Origin of the sequence: Streptomyces sp. NBC_01750 (assembly GCF_035918095.1) — a bacterium.
GTDB lineage: Bacteria > Actinomycetota > Actinomycetes > Streptomycetales > Streptomycetaceae > Streptomyces.
Window position 1 is genome coordinate 8,342,307 of record NZ_CP109137.1, and the last position, 23,168, is coordinate 8,365,474.

Annotated in this window: 20 protein-coding genes and 1 pseudogene; 11 read left to right on the forward strand and 10 right to left on the reverse strand. The window is 67.4% G+C overall.

Features of this window, described 5'->3' with window-relative positions; all coding sequences use genetic code 11:
- Positions 1-11: 11 nt before the first annotated feature.
- Together OG966_RS37805 and OG966_RS37810 are read left to right on the forward strand one after the other, a co-directional pair.
- Positions 12-608 carry a class F sortase gene (locus OG966_RS37805; protein ID WP_326654620.1) on the forward strand — a complete coding sequence of 199 codons (597 nt, stop codon included), beginning with the start codon at positions 12-14 and terminating at the stop codon, positions 606-608.
- A 266-nt stretch (positions 609-874) separates the two neighbouring features.
- A complete protein-coding gene (locus OG966_RS37810; RefSeq protein WP_326654621.1) occupies positions 875-1,237 on the forward strand; it encodes a hypothetical protein in 363 nt (120 codons plus the stop codon).
- A 279-nt stretch (positions 1,238-1,516) separates the two neighbouring features.
- On the opposite strand, the gene OG966_RS37815 is transcribed toward OG966_RS37810, so the two are convergent.
- Positions 1,517-1,690 carry a DUF6381 family protein gene (locus tag OG966_RS37815; RefSeq protein ID WP_442806826.1) on the reverse strand — a complete coding sequence of 58 codons (174 nt, stop codon included), beginning with the start codon at positions 1,688-1,690 and terminating at the stop codon, positions 1,517-1,519.
- 341 nt (positions 1,691-2,031) lie between these two features.
- Here OG966_RS37815 and OG966_RS37820 point away from each other — a divergent pair, with 341 nt between their 5' ends.
- Both OG966_RS37820 and OG966_RS37825 read left to right on the forward strand, forming a co-directional pair.
- Positions 2,032-2,235 (forward strand): cold-shock protein, encoded by a 204-nt coding sequence (locus OG966_RS37820; RefSeq protein ID WP_326654622.1) that lies wholly within the window; start codon positions 2,032-2,034, stop codon positions 2,233-2,235.
- A gap of 481 nt (positions 2,236-2,716) precedes the next feature.
- The gene (locus OG966_RS37825) at positions 2,717-3,163 is read left to right on the forward strand and encodes a hypothetical protein (RefSeq protein WP_326654623.1); all 447 of its coding nucleotides are present in this window, start codon (positions 2,717-2,719) and stop codon (positions 3,161-3,163) included.
- Between the two features lie 155 nt (positions 3,164-3,318).
- Here the strand turns inward: OG966_RS37825 and OG966_RS37830 are convergent, their stop codons facing one another.
- Positions 3,319-3,726 (reverse strand): winged helix-turn-helix transcriptional regulator, encoded by a 408-nt coding sequence (locus OG966_RS37830; RefSeq protein ID WP_326654624.1) that lies wholly within the window; start codon positions 3,724-3,726, stop codon positions 3,319-3,321.
- 99 nt (positions 3,727-3,825) lie between these two features.
- Between OG966_RS37830 and OG966_RS37835 the strand changes: the two genes are divergently transcribed.
- Positions 3,826-4,722, forward strand: coding sequence for an alpha/beta hydrolase (locus OG966_RS37835; RefSeq protein WP_326654626.1), 897 nt, complete (start codon positions 3,826-3,828; stop codon positions 4,720-4,722).
- Between the two features lie 549 nt (positions 4,723-5,271).
- On the opposite strand, the gene OG966_RS37840 is transcribed toward OG966_RS37835, so the two are convergent.
- From OG966_RS37840 to OG966_RS37860, 5 genes and pseudogenes are all read right to left on the reverse strand, one after another.
- Positions 5,272-5,649, reverse strand: a complete 378-nt coding sequence (locus OG966_RS37840) for an ATP-binding protein (RefSeq protein WP_326654627.1) — start codon at positions 5,647-5,649, stop codon at positions 5,272-5,274.
- Between the two features lie 358 nt (positions 5,650-6,007).
- Complete coding sequence (locus tag OG966_RS37845; RefSeq protein WP_326654628.1) at positions 6,008-6,973, reverse strand: YihY/virulence factor BrkB family protein; 966 nt, start codon at positions 6,971-6,973, stop codon at positions 6,008-6,010.
- Positions 6,974-7,260: 287 nt separating this feature from the next.
- Positions 7,261-8,064, reverse strand: a pseudogene (locus tag OG966_RS37850) (phospholipase D-like domain-containing protein); the annotation flags it as partial.
- 195 nt (positions 8,065-8,259) lie between these two features.
- Positions 8,260-10,800 (reverse strand): SpoIIE family protein phosphatase, encoded by a 2,541-nt coding sequence (locus OG966_RS37855; RefSeq protein ID WP_406730286.1) that lies wholly within the window; start codon positions 10,798-10,800, stop codon positions 8,260-8,262.
- Between the two features lie 59 nt (positions 10,801-10,859).
- Positions 10,860-15,434 (reverse strand): hybrid sensor histidine kinase/response regulator, encoded by a 4,575-nt coding sequence (locus tag OG966_RS37860; RefSeq protein ID WP_326654630.1) that lies wholly within the window; start codon positions 15,432-15,434, stop codon positions 10,860-10,862.
- Positions 15,435-15,683: 249 nt separating this feature from the next.
- On the opposite strand from OG966_RS37860, the gene OG966_RS37865 reads away from it, so the two are divergent.
- Positions 15,684-15,830, forward strand: coding sequence for a hypothetical protein (locus OG966_RS37865; protein WP_326654631.1), 147 nt, complete (start codon positions 15,684-15,686; stop codon positions 15,828-15,830).
- Positions 15,831-16,249: 419 nt separating this feature from the next.
- On the opposite strand, the gene OG966_RS37870 is transcribed toward OG966_RS37865, so the two are convergent.
- Positions 16,250-16,420, reverse strand: coding sequence for a hydrophobic protein (locus tag OG966_RS37870; protein ID WP_326654632.1), 171 nt, complete (start codon positions 16,418-16,420; stop codon positions 16,250-16,252).
- A gap of 230 nt (positions 16,421-16,650) precedes the next feature.
- On the opposite strand from OG966_RS37870, the gene OG966_RS37875 reads away from it, so the two are divergent.
- Positions 16,651-16,881, forward strand: a complete 231-nt coding sequence (locus OG966_RS37875; protein WP_326654633.1) for a hypothetical protein — start codon at positions 16,651-16,653, stop codon at positions 16,879-16,881.
- Positions 16,882-16,934: 53 nt separating this feature from the next.
- The gene (locus OG966_RS37880; protein WP_389185507.1) at positions 16,935-17,255 is read left to right on the forward strand and encodes a toxin Doc; all 321 of its coding nucleotides are present in this window, start codon (positions 16,935-16,937) and stop codon (positions 17,253-17,255) included.
- Positions 17,256-17,344: 89 nt separating this feature from the next.
- Here OG966_RS37880 and OG966_RS37885 read toward each other — a convergent pair whose 3' ends face one another.
- The gene (locus tag OG966_RS37885; protein WP_326654634.1) at positions 17,345-17,731 is read right to left on the reverse strand and encodes a hypothetical protein; all 387 of its coding nucleotides are present in this window, start codon (positions 17,729-17,731) and stop codon (positions 17,345-17,347) included.
- A 340-nt stretch (positions 17,732-18,071) separates the two neighbouring features.
- On the opposite strand from OG966_RS37885, the gene OG966_RS37890 reads away from it, so the two are divergent.
- On the forward strand, positions 18,072-18,329 hold the full coding sequence (locus OG966_RS37890) for a GNAT family N-acetyltransferase (protein WP_326654635.1): 258 nt from the start codon (positions 18,072-18,074) through the stop codon (positions 18,327-18,329).
- 374 nt (positions 18,330-18,703) lie between these two features.
- Here OG966_RS37890 and OG966_RS37895 read toward each other — a convergent pair whose 3' ends face one another.
- Positions 18,704-20,626: an acyl-CoA dehydrogenase family protein gene (locus tag OG966_RS37895; protein WP_326654636.1), complete on the reverse strand. Its 1,923-nt coding sequence runs from the start codon at positions 20,624-20,626 to the stop codon at positions 18,704-18,706.
- Between the two features lie 413 nt (positions 20,627-21,039).
- On the opposite strand from OG966_RS37895, the gene OG966_RS37900 reads away from it, so the two are divergent.
- Together OG966_RS37900 and OG966_RS37905 are read left to right on the forward strand one after the other, a co-directional pair.
- A complete protein-coding gene (locus OG966_RS37900) occupies positions 21,040-21,717 on the forward strand; it encodes a ScbR family autoregulator-binding transcription factor (RefSeq protein ID WP_326654637.1) in 678 nt (225 codons plus the stop codon).
- A gap of 177 nt (positions 21,718-21,894) precedes the next feature.
- Positions 21,895-23,157, forward strand: coding sequence for a cytochrome P450 family protein (locus tag OG966_RS37905; RefSeq protein ID WP_326654638.1), 1,263 nt, complete (start codon positions 21,895-21,897; stop codon positions 23,155-23,157).
- Positions 23,158-23,168 lie beyond the last annotated feature (11 nt).

Here is a 23,168-nt window from a genome sequence, read left to right on the forward strand (position 1 = left end):
CTTGCGCACTGATGGCCGGTAGCGTGCTGGTGATCAGCGCGACAGGCGACGAGCAGCCACCGCAGCCGTCTGCTGCCCAGGCCTTCTCCACCTCTGTACCCCCCGCTTCCCGCGGCAAGTCTTCAGCCGCTCTCCACACCGTCCGGCCGCTGCCCCGATCGAATCCGGTCCGGCTGCGGATCCCCGCCATCGGTGTGGACGCCCCCATGACAAGGCTGAACCTCGACGCGACAGGGACGCTACGCCCGCCGCCCGCCAAGAACCCCAGCCTCGCCGGCTGGTACGGCGGCGGCACGGCTCCCGGCTCGCGAGGCACAGCCGTCACCGCCGGGCACGTGGACACGCCCACCGGCCCCGGTGTCTTCCACGACCTCGGTGCCGTGGTCAAGGGCGACAGCATCGAGATCAAACGGGCGGACCGGCGCGTGGCCGTGTTCACCGTTGACGCAGTAGAGGTCTACGACAAGAAGAAGTTTCCGAACAAGAAGGTCTACGGCAGCTCCGTTCTGCCCGAACTGCGCGTGATCACCTGCGGCGGCGGTTACGCCAAGCGCACCGGCTACCGGGGCAACGTCGTCGTCTACGCGACGCTGACCGCCGTGAAATAGCCGCCCGGCTCCGGTCACCGCGCTGCACGAACGTGCCTCGCACCGACAGGCGACGCAGCTGTTGAGGAATTCTCGTAGTCGTCGATATCGGGCGTATCGCGATGACCGTGTAACGCGCCGTCCGCGTGCGGCGCAGTTCCAATCAGGGCCGCGGACAGCGGTCCGTATGCGGCCGGTCGGGATTTCTCCTGTGGGGAAAGGCGACGCCCTGCGGTGGCCGCACTTCCGTACCGTCGAGGCGGCGAACGCGTCAGATAGGGACTCCAGTGAGTAACACCGAACCCCGGCCGGAAAACCAGCGATACGACCGCAATCACGGCGGCCACCACAGCTACGCACGCGACGGGGACGGATCCGCCGCACGGCGGTCCGCCCTGGTCATCCACACGATGGCAGACATCGCCGCAGCGTTCCTGGGCCTGTGGATCGTGCTCTACCTGCTCGAAGCCAACCAGTCGAACGTCTTCGTCGAGTTCGTGGAAGGCGTTGCCGACTGGCTGGCCTGGTGGTCACAGGACATTTTCACGATGGACACAGATGGGATTCGCGTCCTCCTTAATTATGGACTGGCCGCCGCGGTCTACCTGTTGATCGGGCACGGCATAGCCACACGGATACGCCGCCTCTGACCGAATTCATGCGACTTCAGGTCTGTGAAGAATCGGCAACCATGCCTCGCGACATTGGAACCGGAATTCTCACACGCCCACCACAAAGCTGAAAGGTCCCCCGCCCGGCCCCCTGCACACCAGGTGCGCGCCCGGGCCCGCTGCCCGACCCGCAAATCGCCGACCTTCTCGGGCCATACAAGAGGATCGTCGTCGGTATGGGGCGGCAAACGTAAGCGACCGGCCGGCGGGCCTCCCGCGCTGGGAGAAGCCACCGGCCGGCGCCTTGCGTGATGGGCACTACTCCGGCGGGTATATGTCCCCGCTGCCCATGCTGCTTGCCTGCTCGCTCTGCTCCCTGAGCCGGCGAGCCCTGTCCTTGAGCCGCTGACGCTCCTCGGGGTCAGTGGCGCGCTCCGCGGCCTTTTCTATTCTCCTGTGCCTGCGCGCGCATCTGCTCGGCGCGACCGCCAGGCTCGCCTGAAACGCTCATGATCACTCCTTGGATACGGGGGACAGCGGGCCAAACCAGCGAAACAGCGTCCGCGCACCCGCGCATCTCGGAGAATCACCCACCGCTGTCTGCGCAGTTCGCACGGTCCCCAACGCAGCCTGCCGGTGACTGATTCCGTGCGACGTGCGGGAATGGCCCTGACCTCGGGTTCCGGACGCCGTTGGCGATGTACTGGCAGGCGACATGGCCGGGTTCACCGGCGAAAGCCGCCCGGGGTGACAAGCTTCAGGAGTCGCAGTCGCGATGGGCTGCGGTCGGTGCCGATGAGGCGGCGCCGTGGCATGGGACAAGGGATCGCTCGATGGCAACAGGCACTGTTAAGTGGTTCAACGCCGACAAGGGCTTCGGCTTCATCCAGCAGGACGACGGCGGCCCGGACGTGTTCGTCCACTTCTCCGCCATCCAGTCCACCGGCTTCAAGGAGCTGCAGGAAGGCGACAAGGTCGAATACGACGTCACCCAGGGCCCCAAGGGGCCGCAGGCGGAGCAGGTCCACCGCAAGTAGGGCGCGACGCACCGGGACGGAGCCGCGTTCGCAGCGCTTCCGCCGCGCTGTGAACGCTCCTGGACGCCGTGATCCTCCCTGCCTGCTCGCGTTGAACAGGGCGTCGCGTGCGTGCACACCGTCCCCCACGGGTACGCGAGTAAGGGACCCGAGCTCCGAGCTCGGGTCCCTTGCATGCGCGGCGCGAATCAGGCCTCGATCTCGAGGTGGTCGACGTCAACTCACCGCCGAAGCAACCGAGGCCGCCGCCCCGGCACGGTAAGGGGCTGCCTGAGGCAGAAGTGGGGGCGGCCGGTCGAGCCGATGGGGAGGATGTGCCGCGTAGGGCAGCCGCCTTACCGCAACGTGCCGGCTGGTGCGGACGGACCCACCTGGTGCGGCGGCGTCGACGGCGCTGGTCCCTGAAGGTTTCTGCTTTCTCGGCTGTGCGGGGTGTCGGCCGATTCTGTTTGCCGTCGGGGTGACCGGTTACCCGGTCACTATGACTGAATCCAACAAGACCAATAACTCGACGTCGCGGGCCGGGACTTCCCGGTCGGCGAAGACCGCCGTGACCGAGAGCGCCAAGGCGCCCTCACAGGCGGCCAAGGCCTCTGCGCATTCCTCCGCCACCACGGCGAAGGAGGCCAAGGAGGCAACCCGGTCCGCCGCCCAGGGTGGCAAGGAGGCGCTTGCCGGTTTCGGTGGAGCGGCGGCCGAGAAGTCCAGGACGGCGGCAAGGACGGTTCAGCGGACCGTCGGATCCGCGGCCGAGCAGACTGTGGGCAAGCTCGGCACGGTCTACACGCTCGTCAAGGCCCGGAAGGTCATTGCGGCCGGTGCGGGCGCGGGGGTGGGCATCGTGGTGGCATCCTCCTACGCCGTGGGCCGCCGCGCGGGCCTTCGGCGGCGCGGACCCCTCTCGCGCCTGACCGGCGGGCGTCTGTAGCCCCGCCGGCCGTCCGCGCCCCGATGGTGATCGCGATGGTGTCTCTGCCCGCGGGATGGTGCGGACAAGGTTTCGAGAAGCGGGCCTTCAGCGGGTGCCGGTCGGGGCCTGCCCCGCAAGGGCAGGCCCGGCACCCCGTCGGGCGAGTCGACTGATCAGTTGTCCGCGGCATGCTCCTGGCTGAGCTGATGGGCGCGGTCGATCTCGGCCATGTGCTCCTCGGCCCATGCCCGGACCATCGCGAGCGGGACCTCCAGCGACAGGCCGAGTTCGGTGAGCCGGTAGTGGACGCGCGGCGGAACCGTCGGCTCCACCCGGCGGCTGACCAAACCGTCACGGGTGAGGCTCTGCAGGGTCACCGACAGCATCTTCTGCGAGACACCGGGCATCCGGCGTTGCAGCTCCGCGAAGCGGACCTCGTCCGGGGATGCCTCGGCCAGCATCTTGACCGCCATTGACGTCCACTTCGTGCCGATCCGGTCGAGCAGACGACGGGTGGGGCACTCCGGGTCGAACAGGTCACCGCGCGCCCCGTCGGCGGCACGCACCACTCGGGAGGTCACCTCGAGCTCACCACCTGTAGCGAAAGTGCGGTCTTGGAGACTCCATCCTAGTTACCTATCGTTTTGTTGTCACTATAGGTAACCCCTCTTGAGCTTGTCATGTCCGTCAGCGCACCCCTGTCCGCCGCCCCGGAGCCCGCCCGGGTCGAGCTGCGCCGCGTCGCGACCAACGGCATCGAACTCAACGTGGCGATTGCCGGCGAAGGACCCGTTGTCCTGCTGCTGCACGGATTCCCGCACACCTGGCGACTCTGGACGGATGTCATCGGCGAACTCGCAGGGCACCACCGGGTCATTGCACCTGACCTGCGGGGATTCGGCGCCAGCACGCGTGCTGCGGACGGCTACGACGCGTGCAGCCTCGCTGACGACGCCGAAGGCCTGCTGGACGCCCTTGGCGAAACCTCGGCGGCGGTGGTCGGCATCGACGCGGGCACTCCGCCCGCCTTTCTCTTCGCCATGCGGCGCCCCGGTCTTGTGCGCCGGCTTGTGGTCATGGAATCGCTGCTGGGCAGACTGCCGGGCGCCGAGGCCTTCTTCGCGAACGGGGCACCGTGGTGGTTCGGCTTCCACGCGGAGCCCGGACTGGCGGAGGTCGTGCTGAGCGGCCACGAGGCCGAGTACATCAACTGGTTCCTCGACTCCGGCACCCTCGGCCGGGGTGTGCGCCCCGGTATCCGCGACGCATTCGTCAGCGCCTACGCGGGGAGCGAAGCCCTGCGCTGCGCGTTCTCGTACTACCGCGCGCTGCCCACCAGCGCACAGCAGGTCCAGGAGGCCGTCGATTCGGGCCGGCTCACCGTGCCCACCATGGCGGTGGGCGCCCGCCCCGTCGGCTCGGCACTCGAACGGCAGCTACGGCCTTTCGCCGACGATCTGGTCGGCCACGTCATCGAGGATTGCGGCCACATCATTCCGCTCGACCGCCCCCGGGCACTCCTCGACCTGTTGTTGCCATTCCTCGCGGAGCGGGCCCAGGAAGCGATCCCCGAGTAGTCCTGATCATGTCTGCGTGATCGTTACCGCGTTGGGTAGCCGCACGACATGTTCAAGCATCGACGTGTACGGGTTGGGGGCGTTCTGCTGAGCGGCTGGGTTGTGCTGGCGGCTGTGGAGCGGTGGGTGGAGGGGGCTGGGTGGCCGACTGCGATGGCGGCAGGCTTCTCGTGGTCGTGCGTGGTGGCCGGTGTGTGGTGGTTCGCGGAGTGGACTCAGGCGCAGGGGACAAAAGCGGACGCCGCCCGCGCCGTGATCCCGGCGCCTTCGGATGGCGAGCGGGCGAAGTCCGTAACGCCCGAGGCTGCTTCGCAGGACGGACCTCCTGCGACAGGAGTGGCGAGTGAGGGCCCGCCACCGCGAGTCCCGAACAGGAGCGGTGCGCAGGCGCGCGGTGGAGCATCCGAGAGCTGAGGGCCCCTCCGTGCTCCAGCAGGCGGCACGCCGGTGAGCCGAACGCCGAACCACGCGTAGCGCCGCCTGCTGAAGCCGGAGCCCTTCGCAGCCGGCGCTACGGAAACTCGCGGCGGTGGGAGGCTCCGGTCGTCCTCAGGCCAGCGGTACCAGTGCGCTCACGCATTTTCCCCCGCCGGCGCGATACGTGATGGCGATGCTGCGCGCGAGGCGGCAGATCACGGGCCAGCCGTGACCTCCGACCCTGATCATGCCGCGGGCGTCGGTGCGTTCCGGGGCCGTCGGCACCTGGTCGCTGCGGTCACTCACGCTTACGCGTAGCCCTTCCCGGGTCAGCTCGGCCTCGAAGTCCGTGATGCCGCCGCCGTGCAGGAGGGCATTCGTCACGAGCTCCGAAGTGACCAGCAGCGTGTCTGCCAGGACATCTTCATCGCGCTCCGATTCGGGCAGGCAAAAGAGCTCGTGCAGCAGGAATTCGACTTCCCTGCGCGCCTCTGCCGGGCTGCGCGGCACAGGCGATCCCGGGGAAAGGCGACTTGTCACTTCATCAGTAGACACACTCCAGCGCTCCTTGAGTATGGTCTTGCCGACTCGCCGGGAGCGGCTGGTTGGCGGCCACGCGCGGCTGCGGTGCTCAGGTTGCCCATGAGGGCTGGGAAGGCGCTTCGGCTCTCTGGTTCTTGGCCACAGCAATTCACATCCAAGCTGCACTCGACAACAGGTGCTTGATGTTCGCCTGACCGCGCTCCTCCGCGCCAAACCTATTTCTGTGTGCGTCGCGCGTGGCCATGCGTGTGTTCAGTGGGAAGGCACCCTGTATGTACTGGACTTGCGGTCCCCATGCCTTCGCGTCCGCCGAACGTGTGATTGCTCAGGAGCCCGACCCAGGATCGGGGTGTACGGGGTCGACGATGCCGGCTCTGGCTGCCTCCAGCTGGGCGGCGAAGGCGATGCCCAGAAACAGGGCAATGCCGGTGAGGTTCGCCCAGAGCAGCAGCACGACAAATGCCGTCAGGGGTCCGTACACCGCGCCGAACGAGCCGCTCTTGGCGACATAAAAGGCGAGAAGCCAGGTGGTACCGACCCACAGGAGCAGGTGAACGGTAGTTCCGAAGGCAAGCCAGGTGTAGCCGGGTTGGTCACGGCGCGGGGACCAGCGGAAGATCACGGCAGAGGCCACTCCTGCGAGCAGCACACCGAGGGGTATTTCCAGCGGCCCCCACCAGTCGAGCCAGGAACGGGACCAGCCCAGGGCCTCCACCACCGAGTCCCTGACCGCCTCGCCCGCGACGAGTACGAGGAAGCCAATCACCAGTGGAAGCCCTCCCCCCGCCGCCAGCAGCAGCCCCCGACCGTATTTCTTCAGGAAAGGCCGGTCGCGTTCGATGCCGTAAATACGGTTGCAGCCTCGCTCGATCTGCCCCATCGCAGAGGCGAGATTGAGCATGGCGAAACCGAGCCCCAACCACATCGCCAGTGCACCGGCCGCGTCCGCCTCGGCGCTGCGTCGCGTGTCTCTCAGAGCCCCCTGCACCAGCTCGGCACTGGCGCCCGGCACGATCCTGCCGACCGTCAATTCGATCACTCGGCTCAGACTCTCCGTGTGCACGGTCGTCGCCACCCCGACAAGAGCGATCGTGAAGGGCACCATACCCACGACGATCTGAAAGGCCAGAGACCGTGCGAAGCTGAATCCGTCCGCGTAGCGGAAACGGGAGAAGGCATCGAGGAAGAGCTTGCGTCCGCCGTAGCGGCGCAGCGAAGTGAACGCTTCGTCGCCCGAGAGTTCTTCTCCGAGCATGTCCCGCGTCTGCGGCACGTGCACCACGGTCCCCATACAGCCCCTCCTCCACCCCACCAATGCCTGCGCCGACTGAACGGCCTGCCCTGCGCCATGGGGCGTGAAGCTCGCCGTTACCGCCGAAGGCTGCCGGGGGAGCGAGTGGGCGGCGGCCCTACGGGAGAGCCCCGCAGCATCGGCTACCCCGTTCTCGCCCTTTCAACAAAGGAGCTCCGGGTGTCGCGTTCCGGCGCCCGGGATCACAGGAAACGGCGGAAGGGAATGACCGCGGCCTCCCGGGCGCGCTGCGTGAGTGAACGTCGCGTCCAGCGGCCGGCCTTGATCGCGTCCGGCGCGAAGTAGGCGGTGGCCAGACGCACCCGCTCCTCGGCGGATTCCAGCATGACCCTCATCAGGGTCTGCATGTCCTGCCAGCCGAAGCTGGCGGAGCCGCGCACCACCTGTACAACGGCGTTGCCGTGTGGGCGGTGGTCGATAAAACGGTCGCGGTCGTCGAAGAGTTCGTCGTGGCACTCGGCCCAGTTCTGGGCGAAAGCCGCGGCGATACCGTCCACCGTCGGGCCACGGACCCGCACATGGGTGTCGCGCCATTCGTTCTCGTTGCGGGCATTGCCACACCATTCCTCGGCGATGCCCACCCCGCCGGTAAAGGCAGTGTGCTCACCGATGACGAGGACCTTGCGATGGCAGCGGTGATTCTGCTTGAGAGGGGAGAGGCGGAGCGGCTTACGGAACCACGCCACCTGCACGCCGGCCCGCTCCATCATCTCCAGCTGATCCTTCGCGATCAGGCGGCTGCCGAACCCGTCCAGCAGCAGCCGCACACGCACACCGTCGCGGCACCCCTCGGCCAGTGCCTCCGCGAACTGTCGGGCTATGTCACCGCGCCAGTAGACAAAGGTCGTCATGTCCACCGTGTGTTCCGCGGAACGGATGCCGTCCAGCATCGCTGCGAAGATCTCATCCCCATTGCGCAAGGGGATCAGCTCGTTGCCCTCTGTCGCGGCGACCCCGATCAGCCGCTCGAGCCGACGGCGTATTCGCGCGGCGCCCTGCGCGGCGGTTGTCGCGGAGGGGGCCTGTCTGTACTCAGTCAGATCCGGCGGCTCCTGCACGGTCAATGTCATCTCACCTTGCTGATCCGCATGAGGAGGAAGGTGGCAGCGAACCACCGACCGAGGGCGCGATGACTGTACCCGTCGAGGTCGCGGCGGTACCCAGAGGCCGGATCCGGTGATCGCGGTCGTACTCCCGGCCGTCGTGAGCCGACCGCCGGAGTTCCCTATCAGTACGCCGGCCCCAGCCGCACGGTGGTACCCCCTTCACTCCACCTGCAGGCCGACGACGCAGGTGTCGTCGTCGGTGTCGGCCCGGCTGTGAGTGAGTAGCCGGTCCAGTCGTTGTTCCAGTGACTGGGAGGGAATGCTCGCGGTGGCGATCAGATGCTGGAGTGAGTCCTGGAGTGAGGAGTCCTTCCTCTCGACGAGCCCGTCGGTGTACATCAGCAACGTGTCGCCCTCCTCCAGTCGTACCTCGCCTTCCTCGTAATCCGCCTGTGCGACAGCGCCGAGCAGCATGCCGCGGATCAGCGGCAGTTTCGTGGTCTGCCGCTCGCTCACCAGGACGGGCGGCAGGTGACCGGCGCGGGCCCAGCGCAGGATGCGGCTGCTGGGATCGTAAAGACCGCAGACCGCAGTGGCGGTGACCGGTTCGGTCAGGTGGTGAGCCACGATGTTGAGCCAGGTCAGGAGCTGTGCGGGGCCCGCGCCGGTGACAGCCAGGCCACGCAGGGCGTTGCGGAGGACGATCATGCTGGTCGCAGCCTCGATGCCGTGGCCCGCGATGTCCCCGACGCATACGAGGACCTGCTTGGACGGCAGGACGAACGCGTCGTACCAGTCGCCGCCGACCAGGTGCTCGGTCTCCGCGGGCCGGTAGCGGACTCCGATGCTGAGCCCAGGTGCGTCGAGCGGGCCCCGGGCCGGCGGCATGATGGCGTGCTGGAGTTGCAGGGCCAGGCGGTTGCGCTCGGCCGACTCCTGTTCTGTGTGGGCGAGTTGGTCGCGTGTCGCCGCCAGTGCCACTTCGGTCCAGTGCTGCGAGGAGATGTCCTGGAAGGCACCTCGTACAGCCAGCAGCCGGGCGTCCGCGTCGAGAACCGGCTCCGCGACGACGCGGACGTGCCGCGTGACGCCGTCGGGGCGTTGCAGTCGGAAGGCGGTGGAAGCGGGTCTCCGGCGCTGAAGCAGGGTGCGCAGAAAGCGGCCTATGGCGACGGCGTCGTCGGGGTGGGCGTGCGCGGGCAGCTGCTCCAAGGGGATGGGTGCGGCGGTGGGTGGCAGGCCGTGGAGGCTGTGCAGCTGATTGTTCCAGGTGATATTGCCGGTTGTGGTGTTCTCCTCGAAACCACCGATGCGGCCCAGGCGCTGGGCGTGCTGCAACAGGCTGGCGAGGCGGCCCGCTTCGTCCTCTATCCGCCAGATGAGCAGTACGGCGCCGCCATGTCTGCTGATACTGATATCGGCGACAGCTTCGAGCGGCACTTGATCGACCAGCGCGGTGAGCGTCATCCGCTGAGTGTGGAAAGGTTCACCGGTGGCATGCACCCGCTCCACCTTGTCGAACAGTTCACTCCCGCCGGCGGCCGTGGGGTAGGCCTCCAGAAGCATTGCTCCGCTGACGGCGCTACGCGGTCGCCCTGCCGGATCGACGAAGTGGCGGTTCGTGTGATGGATGCGGAAGTCGGTGAGGTGCCCGTCGGCGTCCAGGTGGGGCAGTAGCACCAAAGCGGGGTCGTAGAGGCCGTCGACGAGGTCGACCAGTTCGGCGAGGTCTCGTTTCAGCGCGTTGGGTGCGCCTGGGGAACCAACGGCCGCCGATGAGTGCGTTTCCAGTGTGTGGGCGCAGAGTTCAGCGAGGGCTTCCACCTGACGCTGGATCTGAGGAGGCTGCGGCGTAAGGCGGTGGGGCCAGCAGATTTCCAGGACTCCGATGATCCGGCCGCCGGTGCCTGCTGGTACGGCCACTCGACCGCCACCGGATGCCTGATGGTCGCCGATGGACGGAAGGCCCGCATCGGCGAGTGCCTCGAACCACACGGTCCGGCGTTCGGTCAGCGCCCGGCGCGCCACGGTCTCCACACCGGGCGGTACGTAACGCCAGCGCCCGCTTTCTTCCGTGGCGAACCCGGCGTTGCCGGCGAGCGTGAGAGACGCGTCATGTCCTGCGGCCCAGATGGCGACCGCGGTGGCACCCAGCGGAGTGAGTGCGTGCTGCAACAGGGACTCGGCCACGGCCTGCGTGTCGTCCGCGGCCAGCGCGCCGCTCTCGGCCGCGCGCAGCCGCACCGCGACAGAGCGGCTCGCCCCGTCGGACCTCTCACCGGCACTGGTGGTCCGAGAAACAAACTCCCGGGCCGCTTCGGTGAAACTGTCGTGTGCGGACTGATTGATGATGTTGGCAGCCAGCTCCAGCTGCGACATGCCCGCTTGTTCGGACAGCCCGGCGAGGTGCCCGGCTGCCTCGGTCGGGCCGCAGTGGAACCGCTCTATCAGGACGCCTTTGGCGAGCTCGATCAAGGCGCGGCCGTCAGCCGCGGCATGGGCTGCTTGGACTTCACGGCGGAGGCGTTCCACCGTCGCGGCCAGGCGGCCGACCGCCGATGCGCCGGCTGAGTCACCGGTGGCCCCAGCCGGTGCGCGCTCCGGGATCGGGGAACCCCCGGAGCCCACCTCGTCCTTGGTGCCGTCTTCCGACCGGTAGAACTCGGGCACGCTGTTGCCGCCGGGGTACTGGCTGTCGGAGGCAACTCCCAGCTGCCCGTCATCCCGGACGGGCTCTTCGGACGGCTGGGCGGTGTTCACCGTACTGCTGCTCCTCAACGGATGGTTGACGCACGAAATGTGACAGGGGCGGGGGTCGGCTACGCGTTCACCCAGCGGCGGACGCACGCGATGAGGTCGTCGGCGTCCAATGGTTTGGTGACGTAGTCGCTGGCTCCCGCGGCCAGGCACTTCTCGCGGTCTCCAGGCATGGCTTTGGCCGTCACCGCGATGATGGGCAGAGCGCGGTGGGCAGGCATCCGCCGGATCTCGGCAGTGGCGGTATAGCCGTCCATCTCCGGCATCATCACGTCCATGAGGATCAGGTCGATCCCGGGGTTCTCGGAGAGGGTGTCGATGCCCTTGCGGCCGTTCTCGGCGTGCAGAACGTTGATGCCGTGGAGTTCCAGGATGCCGCTGAGGGCGTACAGGTTACGGGCGTCGTCATCGACGACCAGCACGGTACGCCCGGTCAGGGTTTCGTCGGTGTCGCGGGGCGACGCGGGTGCGGCTTCCTCGGGTCGCATGAGTGGCAGGACGTCGCCCGGCTGTTCGGCGGAGAGGTGCAGTGCGATGCGTTCCCGGAGTTCGTCCAGGCTGGAGAGCAGCTCCAGTGGTTTGATCTCGGCGCGGCTCTGCAGTTTCCGTTCGTGTGTCGGATCCAGGCGACGGTTGTTGTGGGCCAGGACGGGAACGCTGCGCAGACCCGCGTCGCCGTCCATGGCGTCCAGGAATCGGAGTGCCTCGCCGTCGGGCATGTCGAGGTCCAGCACGACGCAGTGGCAGGATTCCGCGGCGAGCGCGGAGGCCGCTTCCTGAGCGCCGAGGGCGCTGATGACTTCCACCGAGGCACGCGGGTCGGTCAGGTCGCGGCTGTCGGTGAACTCGGCGACGGTGCTTTCGGCGACCAGTGTCATGAGGCCACGAGGTCGATCCTCGATCACCAGAAGGCGTCGCTGACGCGGGAACGCTTGAAGGGCGAGCGGAGCGGCGGGACGAAGGGTGCCGCCGGGAGCCGTTTCACTGCCGCCGATTTCGACGCTCTGCTTCGCTGCGGCGCGGTCTTCGAGGTCCGCGCGCCATGCGGGCAGATAGAGGGTGAAGGTGCTTCCCTGGCTCAGCGCGCTCTCAGCGGTGACCGAACCGCCGAGCAGATGGGCGATCTCCCTGCTGATGGACAGGCCCAGCCCGGTTCCGCCGTAGTTTCGGCTGGTGGTGCCGTCTGCTTGCTGGAAGGCGCCGAAGATGGTTTCCAGCTGCTGCTCGGCGATGCCGATTCCGGAGTCCTTGACGCGGAACGCCACGGTGGGCCCGGCCCCGCGCATGGTCTGCGGCAGTTCGCTGTCCGCAGCAGGCTCGATCCGAAGCTCGACGCTGCCGCGTTCGGTGAACTTGACCGCGTTGGACAGCAGATTGCGCAATACCTGACGCAACCGCGCGTCGTCGGTGAGCAGTTCGGTCGGCGCTCCAGGGGCAATGGTGATCGTGAAGCCCAGGCTCTTTTGAGTGGTGAGCGGCTGGAAGGTGGCCTCGACATACTCCAGGAGCCGGCGCAGCGGAACTCTTTCCGGATTGATGTCCATCTTGCCGGCCTCGACCTTCGACAGGTCCAGGATGTCGTTGATCAACTGCAGCAGATCGGAGCCGGCGGAGTGGATGATGCCCGCGTACTCCACCTGCTTGGGGGTGAGGTTTCGCGTGGGGTTCTGAGACAGAAGCTGCGCGAGGATGAGGAGACTGTTCAACGGGGTCCGCAGCTCGTGGCTCATGTTGGCAAGGAACTCCGACTTGTACTTCGAAGCCAGGGAGAGCTGCTGAGCCCGGGCCTCCAACTCCCCGCGGGCCTGTTCGATCTCCAGGTTCTTGGCCTCGATGTCGCTGTTCTGCGCGGCCAGCAGCGCGGCCTTCTCCTCCAGCTCGGCGTTGGACCTCTGCAACTCCTCCTGCTGCACCTGCAGTTCCTCGGAGCGCGCCTGAAGCTCGCTCGCCAGGCGCTGCGACTCGCCGAGCAGCTCATCGGTGCGGGCGTTGGCGACGATGGTGCTGACGTTGACTCCCACGGTTCCCATGAGCCGTTCGAGGAAGTCGCGGTGAACGGGCGCGAAGGAGGTGAAGGAGGCGAGCTCGATGACACCGAGGACCTGGTCCTCGACGAGGATCGGTAGCACGATCAAGCTGCCTGGCGTCGTCCGGCCAAGACCGGACGACAGGGTGGCGTAGTTGCCCGGGACTTTGTCGGTGGCGATGACGCGTCGGCTGCGCGCAGCTTGGCCGACCAGGGATTCGCCCAGCTTGAACCGGGTGTCCCCGGCGGATCCCGCGGGGCGGCCGTAGGAGCCGACAAGAGTCAGTTCCACCCCCTGGTCGCCGTCGACGGCGAGATAGAAGGCTCCGTACTGAGCCTCCACCAGAGGGGTCAGCTCATCCATGATGTTCTCGGCCACGACCGCGAGGTCGCGATGGCCCTGCATCAACGCCGAGATGCGCGCCAGATTTGTCTTCAGCCAGTCCTGCTCATGATTGGCCCGGGTCGTTTCCCGCAGCGACCCCACCATCGAGTTGATGTTGTCCTTGAGTTCTGCGACCTCGCCGGAGGCGTCCACCGTGATGGAGCGGGTCAGATCGCCCTCCGCTACAGCGCTGGTCACCTCTGCGATGGCCCGTACCTGCCGTGTGAGGTTGCCCGCCAGCTCGTTGACGTTCTCCGTGAGGCGCTTCCACATACCCGAAACGCCCTCGACCTCAGCCTGGCCCCCGAGCCGCCCCTCGCTGCCGACCTCCCGGGCGACGCGGGTCACTTCGGCCGCGAAGGACGACAGCTGGTCGACCATGGTGTTGATGGTGGTCTTGAGTTCGAGGATTTCGCCGCGGGCGTCGACGTCGATCTTCTTCGACAGGTCACCATTGGCGACGGCGGTGGTCACCAGGGCGATGTTGCGTACCTGGCCGGTCAGGTTGTTCGCCATCGAGTTGACGTTGTCCGTCAGGTCCTTCCAGGTCCCGGCCACGTTGGGGACGTGCGCCTGGCCGCCGAGGATGCCCTCTGTGCCGACCTCGCGTGCGACGCGGGTGACCTCGTCCGCGAACGCCGACAACGTGTCGACCATGGTGTTGATCACCCCGGCAAGCGCGGCCACCTCGCCCTTGGCCTCAACGGTGATCTTCTGCGACAGGTCACCGCGCGCTACGGCAGTGGCCACCTGGGCGATGGACCGTACCTGGCCCGTCAGATTGGAGGCCATGACGTTGACATTGTCGGTGAGGTCCTTCCAGGTGCCCGACACACCGCGCACGGTCGCCTGGCCCCCAAGATTGCCCTCCGTGCCGACCTCGCGTGCGACACGGGTGACTTCGTCGGCAAAGGCGGAAAGCTGGTCGACCATCGTGTTGATGGTGTCCTTCAGCTCCAGGATCTCGCCCCGCGCGTCAACGCGGATCTTCTGTGACAGATCTCCCTGCGCCACCGCGGTCGTGACCTGAGCGATGGAACGCACCTGGGCCGTGAGGTTGTCCCCCATCACATTGACGGACTCGGTCAGGTCCTTCCAGGTGCCGGAGACCCCCTCGACGTCCGCCTGCCCGCCGAGCCTCCCCTCTGTGCCGACCTCGCGTGCGACGCGGGTGACTTCGTCGGCGAACGCGGAGAGTTGGTCGACCATGGTGTTGATCGTGTTCTTCAGCTCGAGGATCTCGCCGCGCGCGGTGACGTTGATCTTCTGGGACAGGTCGCCCTTGGCCACCGCAGTGGCCACCTGGGCAATCGAGCGCACCTGATTGGTGAGGTTGCCCGCCATGAAGTTCACCGAGTCGGTCAGGTCCCGCCAGGTGCCGGAGACCCCCTTGACGTCCGCCTGCCCGCCGAGCCTGCCCTCTGTGCCGACCTCGCGTGCCATGCGGGTGACTTCGTCGGCGAACGCGGAGAGTTGGTCGACCATGGTGTTGATCGTGTTCTTCAGCTCGAGGATCTCGCCGCGGGCATCGACGGTGATCTTCTGGGACAGGTCGCCCTTGGCGACCGCCGTGGTGACTTGGGCGATGTTGCGGACCTGATTGGTGAGGTTGCCCGCCATGAAGTTCACCGAGTCGGTCAGGTCCCGCCAGACGCCACCGACGCCGGGTACCTGTGCCTGCCCGCCGAGCCTGCCCTCGCTGCCGACCTCGCGTGCCATGCGGGTGACTTCGTCGGCGAACGCGGAGAGTTGGTCGACCATCGTATTGACGGTCTCCTTCAACTCCAGGATCTCGCCGCGGGCATCGACGTCGATCTTCTGGGACAGGTCGCCCTTGGCCACCGCAGTGGCCACTTGGGCGATGTCACGTACCTGATTGGTGAGGTTGCCTGCCATGGCGTTCACCGAGTCGGTGAGATCCGCCCAGGTGCCGGACACACCGGGTACCTCGGCCTGGCCGCCCAGTGTCCCCTCTGTGCCCACCTCACGGGCCACGCGGGTCACCTCGGACGTGAACAGGGAGAGTTGGTCGACCATGCCGTTGAAGACCGTGGCGATCTCTCCGAGCAAGCCGTCGGCCTCATCGGGCAGCCGGGTGCCGAAATCTCCGTCGCGGACGGCGGTCAGTCCGGCCAGCAACTGCCGCAGTTCCAGCTCACCGACCTTGGCGGCGCCGCGCGCAGTCCTGCTGCCCTGCGCAGCCCGTGATCCGGTCGTGTCAGCCATCTCAACCTCACTCGAACTCGGTCGCTACGAGAGCAGTACACGGAGGTGCGAAGTGCCCATCAGGAACAGATCGCGAAAGCCCGGTCCCACGCTTCGATCCGCCGTCCTTGGAGACGGCAAATTCGTCACAGACTAGCCCACGAGCAGTAACGCCGACAAAGATCGCCGGAAGTGCAGATTCCGCCGACAGAGCTCTGGTTCCCGCCGCGAGAGTGTAGAGCGAAAGGGGTGGATGGAGAGGGTGCTGGGATGATCCTGCCGGTGGTGGGGCGGCCGTCGAGGCCGGGTGTGGGCGAGTTGGCGGTGGACGGGGTGGGCGGCCATCTTTGCGTGGGCGGCGAGTTCGCCGACAGCGACCGCAGCCATGGTGGTGCCACGTCATGGCCCCGGCAGTGAGTGATCCCATCGTGAACCGGCCGTACGGGTGGGTGTCGAGGCTCGCGGGGGCGTGCTTCCCGAAGAGCCGTCCCCCGGTGTCGACGGCCGGTTGAGTGGCGCCGAGACCTCGTCGGAGTGCTCGTCAGCCTTGTCGGCGTCCTCGGTTGATCTGCTCGATCTTGCGACTGCTGGTCGATGAGCCGCGATCCCGGCATTTGCGGGGACGCTCCGGCAACGGAGAATGCGTGGGAAACCTGCTGCGGCGGACGAGGCGGGGGTCCCTGCGCGTGACAGGAGATTTCCCGGACACGAATTCCTTCTGCCTGCGTCCGTTCCTCAGTGCACACCGCGACTCTATTCGGCGAAGTACATGCAGCGCGCCGGGCGGCCCCAGACATGAATGTCTGGGGCCGCCCGGCGAATCTGGGCTGGTGCCGCTACCAGCGGTACCAGCGGCCGCGACTTCCTCCTGTTCCGGCGGAGCGCATGACGAAACCGAGCAGCCACACGGCGAGCACGATCACCGCCACGATCCACAGGGCCTTCAATGCGAATCCGGCACCGAAGAGAATCAGGGCGAGCAGAAGAACGAGAAGCAGGGGAACCATAGTTATCAACCTCCAGGACCTCGTGTGCCCTGGGGAAGACCCTCCATGCATTCGTTCTTGAGTGTTTCTCTTTTCGCTCCGCGGGAATTCGGGGTGACCCGCGGAGCAGGTGTCGCCGCAGTTGATCGAAGTCCGGTTGCCCAGCGGGAGCAGGAGTCGGTGAGGGGCCGGCGTACGGTCGGCGGATCAGCGGTGTACCCGTGCTGTACGCCCTGCTGTACGGTCGATGCATGTCGAAGTCAGTGACGATCAGAGTCGACGACCAACTGCACGCACTGCTCAAAGAGCGCGCCGAAGCAGAGAGCACCACAGTGACCGCGCTCATCACGCAGGCCGCGCGCGACGCGGTCCGCGACCCGCGCCTCGAAGGTGCCGCGGACGTATTCCGCTCCTTCATCGCCGAACACAGCGATGCCTTCGACGCGGCCTTCCCTGATGACGCACCGGGACGGGCCGCCTGATTGTGGAGCTCCACATCGACATCCGCTGGCTCCTGGAGCGTCAGGCGGAGGTCATGCCGAAGCACCCCACTGTCCACGACTTCTCCAGCCTTGTGGCCGCCGTCGGGCGCCACCGCGTCAACACGCCCAGGGTCGGCGTAACCGTCGACAACGCCTGGCGCGCGGCCGCCCTGATGCACTCCATCATTCGGCTTCGCCCCCTCCCGGCACGCAATGCCTTGTTCGGCGCGGCGATCGTCATCTCGTACATGGATGCTGCCGGCGAAGGCCTCGATGCCCCGTACGGCACGCTGATCGACCTCGCCCGTGACATAGCGTCGGGCCGGGTCGATGCGTACGACGCGGCCGATCGCATCCGCTCCTGGCGGATCTGACCCGCCCTGCCGTTACTGGCACCACCATGCTGCCCCATGTCCCTGAGGGCCTTCCCTCCGCCGGGGCGTCCCCGGCGGAGGGAAGGACGTCAACCGGGGCGGCGCTTGGAGGGAGGGTCCTGCGGGTCCACACCGGTGGAGGCCGAGGCGTCCTTCGTGCCGCTGGGGCGCTGGGATCTGCCCTTGCGGCCCGTGTCGCGCATGCCCTCCTCGGCTTCCTTGCCGTACTCCTCGCCCCGCCTGCTGTCGCTCTTGACCGTGTCGCCGGGGACGCCGGACTTCTCCTCCTTGGACTCCTTGCGGCCGGGGCCCCTGTCGGGGGCGTGCTCGTCAGGGTGGAAGGAGCGGCGGGCGCTCGGATTCTCCTGCTGTTCGGTCGCATCGACGTCCGGTGCCCAGCCGTGCTGCTCGGTCCCCTGATGGCGGCTCGGTCCTTCGCCGTGGGACGGGTGGGAGGGCTTCGGGTTCTTGGGCATGTCGTGGCCTACCTACCTCTGTGGGACGGGCTCTCCGTGCGGCTCCCGCACATAGTTGAATCATCCCACTTAGGGAGAAATTAATCATTTCAGACCTAACGGGAAGCTCCTGAGCTGCACGTCCTTACTCCTGCAGAGTCATGTCGGCCGCGGAGAATCTCCTCCTGGCATTGGCCATCCGCTCGCGGCTCCGGTCAACGCAAAATGCCTGATCACATGGGATGCGCGAGTGTTGTCGCCGGCTTCTGACGACGACCTGGACGGCCCGCAAGGCTTCTCGGCGTGGGTCGAGCGACTGTGCCGCCAGTCGGACAGGGCGGTCCCGGTAGGAGAAGGGCGAGTGCACGCCACCCACTGGTGGATCGTCGAGGGCGACACCTATCCGGGAGCCGTCGATCTGCGGCATTACCTGAACGCCTTTCTGCTCGACGCCGGCGGGCACATCGGCTACAGCATTCGGCCTTCGGCCAGAAGGCGTGGTTCGCGCGGCATCGACGCCAACGGTGGTGTCCTGGCGGACATGGGCATCAGCGACAAGGGTGCCAAGCGCCGCTACTGGATCACTCTTGAGGCAGTGATGCGACCGCGCAGGGAGTGAACCCGGCTGTGGGCGTGGAGTGTGCCGCCCACAGCCGGGTTCGCGGATGCCGCGCGGGCCGTGTCGTACGTGGAGAGCGGGACGAGGCAGGTGAGCGGGGGCGAGCGGGTAGCAGCGCGCCGGGCTTCCGGAGGTGCCGCTTCGGGAGAATGTCCGGGAGCTGCGTGCGGAGGCTGCCGGCGTACTCGCGGAGGGACTCCACGCTGGTCATGACTGCCGTCGAAGTGCTGTGGGGGTGTGCGCGGCACGGGGCGCCTACGGTGCGTGCCTTGTGGACCGCGCGGTACGGCGCCAACGGATCCGGGGGAGCGGCTTCCTGGGATGGCCTGGGGGTGCCGGTGAGCGGATGTGGCCGTCACCGGGGCCGGCTGCGCTCAGGCCGCGAGGGGGTTTTCTGCGACGGCCAAGTCGTCGACCACGCGGTCGACATAGGCGCCGTTGGCGATGGGGATGCCGGTCAGGAACTCGGCCGGCAGGTCGAATGCCTCAACGAGCGTCATCATGTGGGGCGCCAGTTCGGCGATGATCGCGTCGGTGGTCTCGTGCAGTCCGCGGATGTGGTGGACCGCCAGATGGTCCTCGGCGAGCAGGTCGCCGGTGTGCTCGGTGAGCTGCCGCAGGAGGAACAGCCGGCACAGATTCTCGAGCAGGGAGCGCGCCGCGGGGTCCTGAGCCCGGTCGGCCGCCTCGATGAAGGCGTCGGCAGCCTGGAGGCGGGCGTGCGCCGAGACCATTTCCAGGGCTGCGGCCGAAGCGGCGTTCCATCGGCCGAGCGGATCGCCCACCGGCCCGACCCGCAGGGCGGCACGCGCCCTGGTCTGCCAGATGCCCTCGATGTCAGCAAGGAGGCTGCGCAGGAAGGGAAGGTCGGTCAGGGACCGTTCGTCGAGAGGTACGTCGAACGAGCTGCGCCGGTCCGTCCGGTGTCCGAAGACCATCTCGGCGGCGGCCTTCACCCAGACGGCGAGGTTGTCGCCCTCTGCGGTGATCGCCCCCTCGAGGTTGAGCGGGAACTCGGCGATGCCGTTGGCGTGGAACAGGCCCTGGGCGCCGCACCGTTCGCGGCACTCGATGGTGATCGAGCGGGCCTCCCAGGTGATCCAGCCCTTCGCGATGGCCACCAGGCGCTCGGCCTCCGCCTGGTCCTCGGGGGTGTGCCCGGTCCAGCGATCGACCACCGCGCGGTGGAGGAACGTCATGGCGTAGCCGGTCGAGAGGGAGTGGAGAAGCCTGCCGTGATGGCTGCGATGGGCGGTCAGCAGTACGCGTTCGCCGGTGCGTGGTCCGCTGATGCGCCGGTGGTGCGCGTAGCGGACCGCGATGCTCAGTGCGGCCCGGGTCACTCCGACGCCCGCGGCGCTCATGCAGAGTTTGCCGGAGGTGACGCGGCCGATGGAGTGCAGGAAACGCTTGCGCGGGTTGCCCACACTGCTGCTGAACTCCCCGTCCGCGTCCAGGCGCCCGTGCTCGTCCTCCAGGAGAGCCTCCCTGGGCAGCCGTACATGGTCGAAGGAGGTGAGGCAGTGGTCGACCGGGCTGCCGGTGCGTTCCGGCAGGGTGCGTATTCGTATGCCGGGCAGGTATCCGTTCTGGTCGCTGAGCGGGGTCAGGAAGAGGAAGACTCCCCGGTCCTCACCGCCGATCAGCAGGCGGGCCGCCACCACGGCGCTCTTGGGGCCGCCGATCACGCTGGTGTTCGGCATGAACTTCTGTGCCTCGGGGTTGGGCGTGTGGAGGACGAACTCCCCGGTAAGGCTGTCGAGTTCGGCCGTCGTCTGGAGTGCGGCGGCATCATTGCCGTGTCCCAGCTCAGTACAGAGGAACGTTCCTGTACGCCGAAGTGACGTGAAGTCCGAAAGGTCGCGGCGCTTGCCGGAGTTGTGGTCGACCAGGCTGCCGATGAAGAGGTTGTAGTGGATGCCGGCCAGGGTGCCCAGCGCTCCGTCGACGACTCCCGTCCACTCGTGCAGGCTGGCGAGCCTGCGAGGATCGCACGCCAGCTCCTCGGCGCAGTCGACGACGCCGTTGAGCAGCCGGAGTCGGTCGTAGGAGAGGCTCGTGCGCTCGGCCGGGAGCAGGCCTGGGCGGTAGGAGAACTCCTCGGTCGATATGAGCTTGCGCCAGGTCTCGTGGACCCGGGCCCGGTCGTCCCGGTCGAAGAGCAGGTCCGTCAGCTCTCCGGTGGTGACGGACGTCTGGCTGAGCCGGGAGAGGTCTTCCGGCTGGATTGCGCCGGATCTCTTCTTCTTCGCCCCGATGTTTGTGGGGGCTTCCGTCTGGAACGTCAGCAGGGTCATGGACTTCTCCGCAGGGACGTCGAGTGAGGTTGGGAAGCGCGCAGAGCCATAAGATACGTACTAACCGGTTTTGTTTTCAAGGCACTTCGGAGAGTTTCCGGAGAGTCGCGGAGCGGAGGAGCTCCACGTCAGCCGGACTATTGGCCTCCGGATACTGCCCGTCAGGGCGGCGTAGGGCCCTGTCGGAAGCCTCTGGCGACCCATGCGATCAGGGTCCATTTAAAACCGGGCGGAAGGTTTTCTTCTCAAGATTATTCCGGTATCGTCGACGATCGGCGGACGACGCCTCACGTGAGTCGCGTCGGCCCTGGGCGTTCCGAGCCGGTCGCGGAGCGTGGAGGTCCATTAAGATACGGACCTGCCGGTTTCTTTGCTGTCCCCTCAGCCGGCGGGACGCGATGCGGAGGTGTGCTGTGACACGGCAGGAGCGAGCCATCCGGACACGGATGGCGATCCTTGTGGCCGCGGCCGACGTGTTCGACGAGGTCGGCTACGAAGCGGCGACGATCTCCGAGATCCTGCAGAGATCCGGCATGACCAAGGGCGCCCTCTACTTCCACTTCGCGTCCAAGGAGGAGCTCGCACAGGGCGTACTCGCGGCGCAGGTGGACGCGGTGCCGCCGATCCCGAAGCAGATCTACAAGCTGCAGGAGGCCGTGGACCGGGCCTTGATGCTGTCGTATCTGCTCAAGCGGGACCCGATGCTCCGCGGCAGCGTGCGGCTGACCGTGGACCTCGGATCACCCAAGGACGGCCTGGACCGGCGTGTGCCGCTGCAGGAGTGGACGGACCTCAGCAAGCATCTCTTCGACGAGGCGAAGGCCGCGGGCGAACTGCTTGCCCACGTCGACACGGACAGCACCGCCAAACTGTTCGTCGGCGGATTCACCGGAATCCAGCTGATGTCACAGATCATGACCGGGCGCGAGGACATGGAAGAACGGATGTCCGACCTCTACCGGAACCTGATGACACCCATCACGGTGCCCGCGGTACTCCTCCAGCTGGACTTCTCGGTCAATCGGGGGGCGAAGGTGTACGAGGCGGCCATGAAGCAGCGCGAGGAGGAGCAAGGGGCCGTACCGGCCTGAGCTGTAGGCCCTGGGCGACAGGTGTCAGGTACTCGCGGACCGGCCATTTGGTCCCGATCCGGTGATCGACCTGCGGCGATCCGTCCGAGGGGGGAGGGGGCTCCGGTCCTCTGCGTGCATATGTGCATGTGTGTTTGGAACGCGTCGTCGTAATTACCACCAGAACGGGGTGCACTGATGGAACAGACCGCGACTGCCTGCCCGTACGCGCTGGACGGCTCGGGGCGGGACCTCGCCGGCGAGACCGCACGACTGCGGGCCGAGGCTCCTGCGGCGAAGGTGGAACTGCCGGGCGGGGTGACGGCCTGGGCCGTCACCCGGCACAGCGCGATCAAGCGTCTGCTGATGGACCCCCGGGTTTCCAAGAACGCCCGGCTGCACTGGCCCGCGTTCATCGAGGGACGGATAACCGAGAGCTGGCCGCTCTATCACTGGGTCTCGGCGGAGAACATGCTGACGGCCTACGGCGAACGACATGCGCGGCTGCGCAGGCTGATGGCGGGGGCGTTCACCGCACGGCGCACCGAGGCCCAGCGGCCACGCATCGAGGCAATCACCGGTGAGCTGCTGCGCGACCTTGCTGCCACGCCTGCCGGGCAGGTCGTCGATCTGCGCGAGACGTTCGCCGGCCCGCTTCCGATCCGGGCGATCTGCGAGCTGTTCGGGGTTCCCGACGAGACCAAGGGCCCGTTGGGCCGCGCCATCGCGGTGACTCTGAGCACCTCGACCTCGGCCGAAGAGGTCCACGCGGCACAGGCGGCGGTCTGCCGGACGCTGGACCAACTGGTGGCCGCCAAGCGGGCCGTGCCCGGCGACGACCTGACCTCCGCGCTGATCGGGGCCCGCGACGAGGACGGCCAAGGGCTCACCGACAAGGAGCTGCTGGACACCCTCAACATCGTCATCGGCGCAGGGCTGGAGACCTCGGCCAACCTGCTCATGAACGCCGTCGGCAGGCTGCTCAGCCACCCGGACCAGCTGGCGGAGGTGCGGGCCGGCCGAGTCGGCTGGGGCACGGTGATCGACGAGACGCTGCGTGTCGAGGCCCCCGTCGCCTACGTACCGATGCGCTTCGCGGTGGAGGACATCGAGTTGGACGGCATCGTGATCGGGAAGGGGGATCCGATCATGATCTCCTTCGCTGCCTCCGGTCAGGATCCGGAGCTGCACGGCAGCAAGGCCCAGGAGTTCGACGTCCTGCGCGCCGGGCGGCGGGACAATTTGGCCTTCGGGCACGGTGTGCACTACTGCATGGGCGCCGCGCTTGCGCGTCTCGAGGCGGCCGTGGCGCTGCCCGCCCTCTTCGCGCGCTTCCCGGGGATGGCCCTCGCCGCTCCGGCCGAAGACCTGGAGCGGCTGGGCTCCTTCATCATCAATGGCTACCGCACGCTGCCCGTCCTGCTCCGGACGCCGGTGGCCGGGGGAGTGGCGAAGGTCTGACCCCTCCTGCC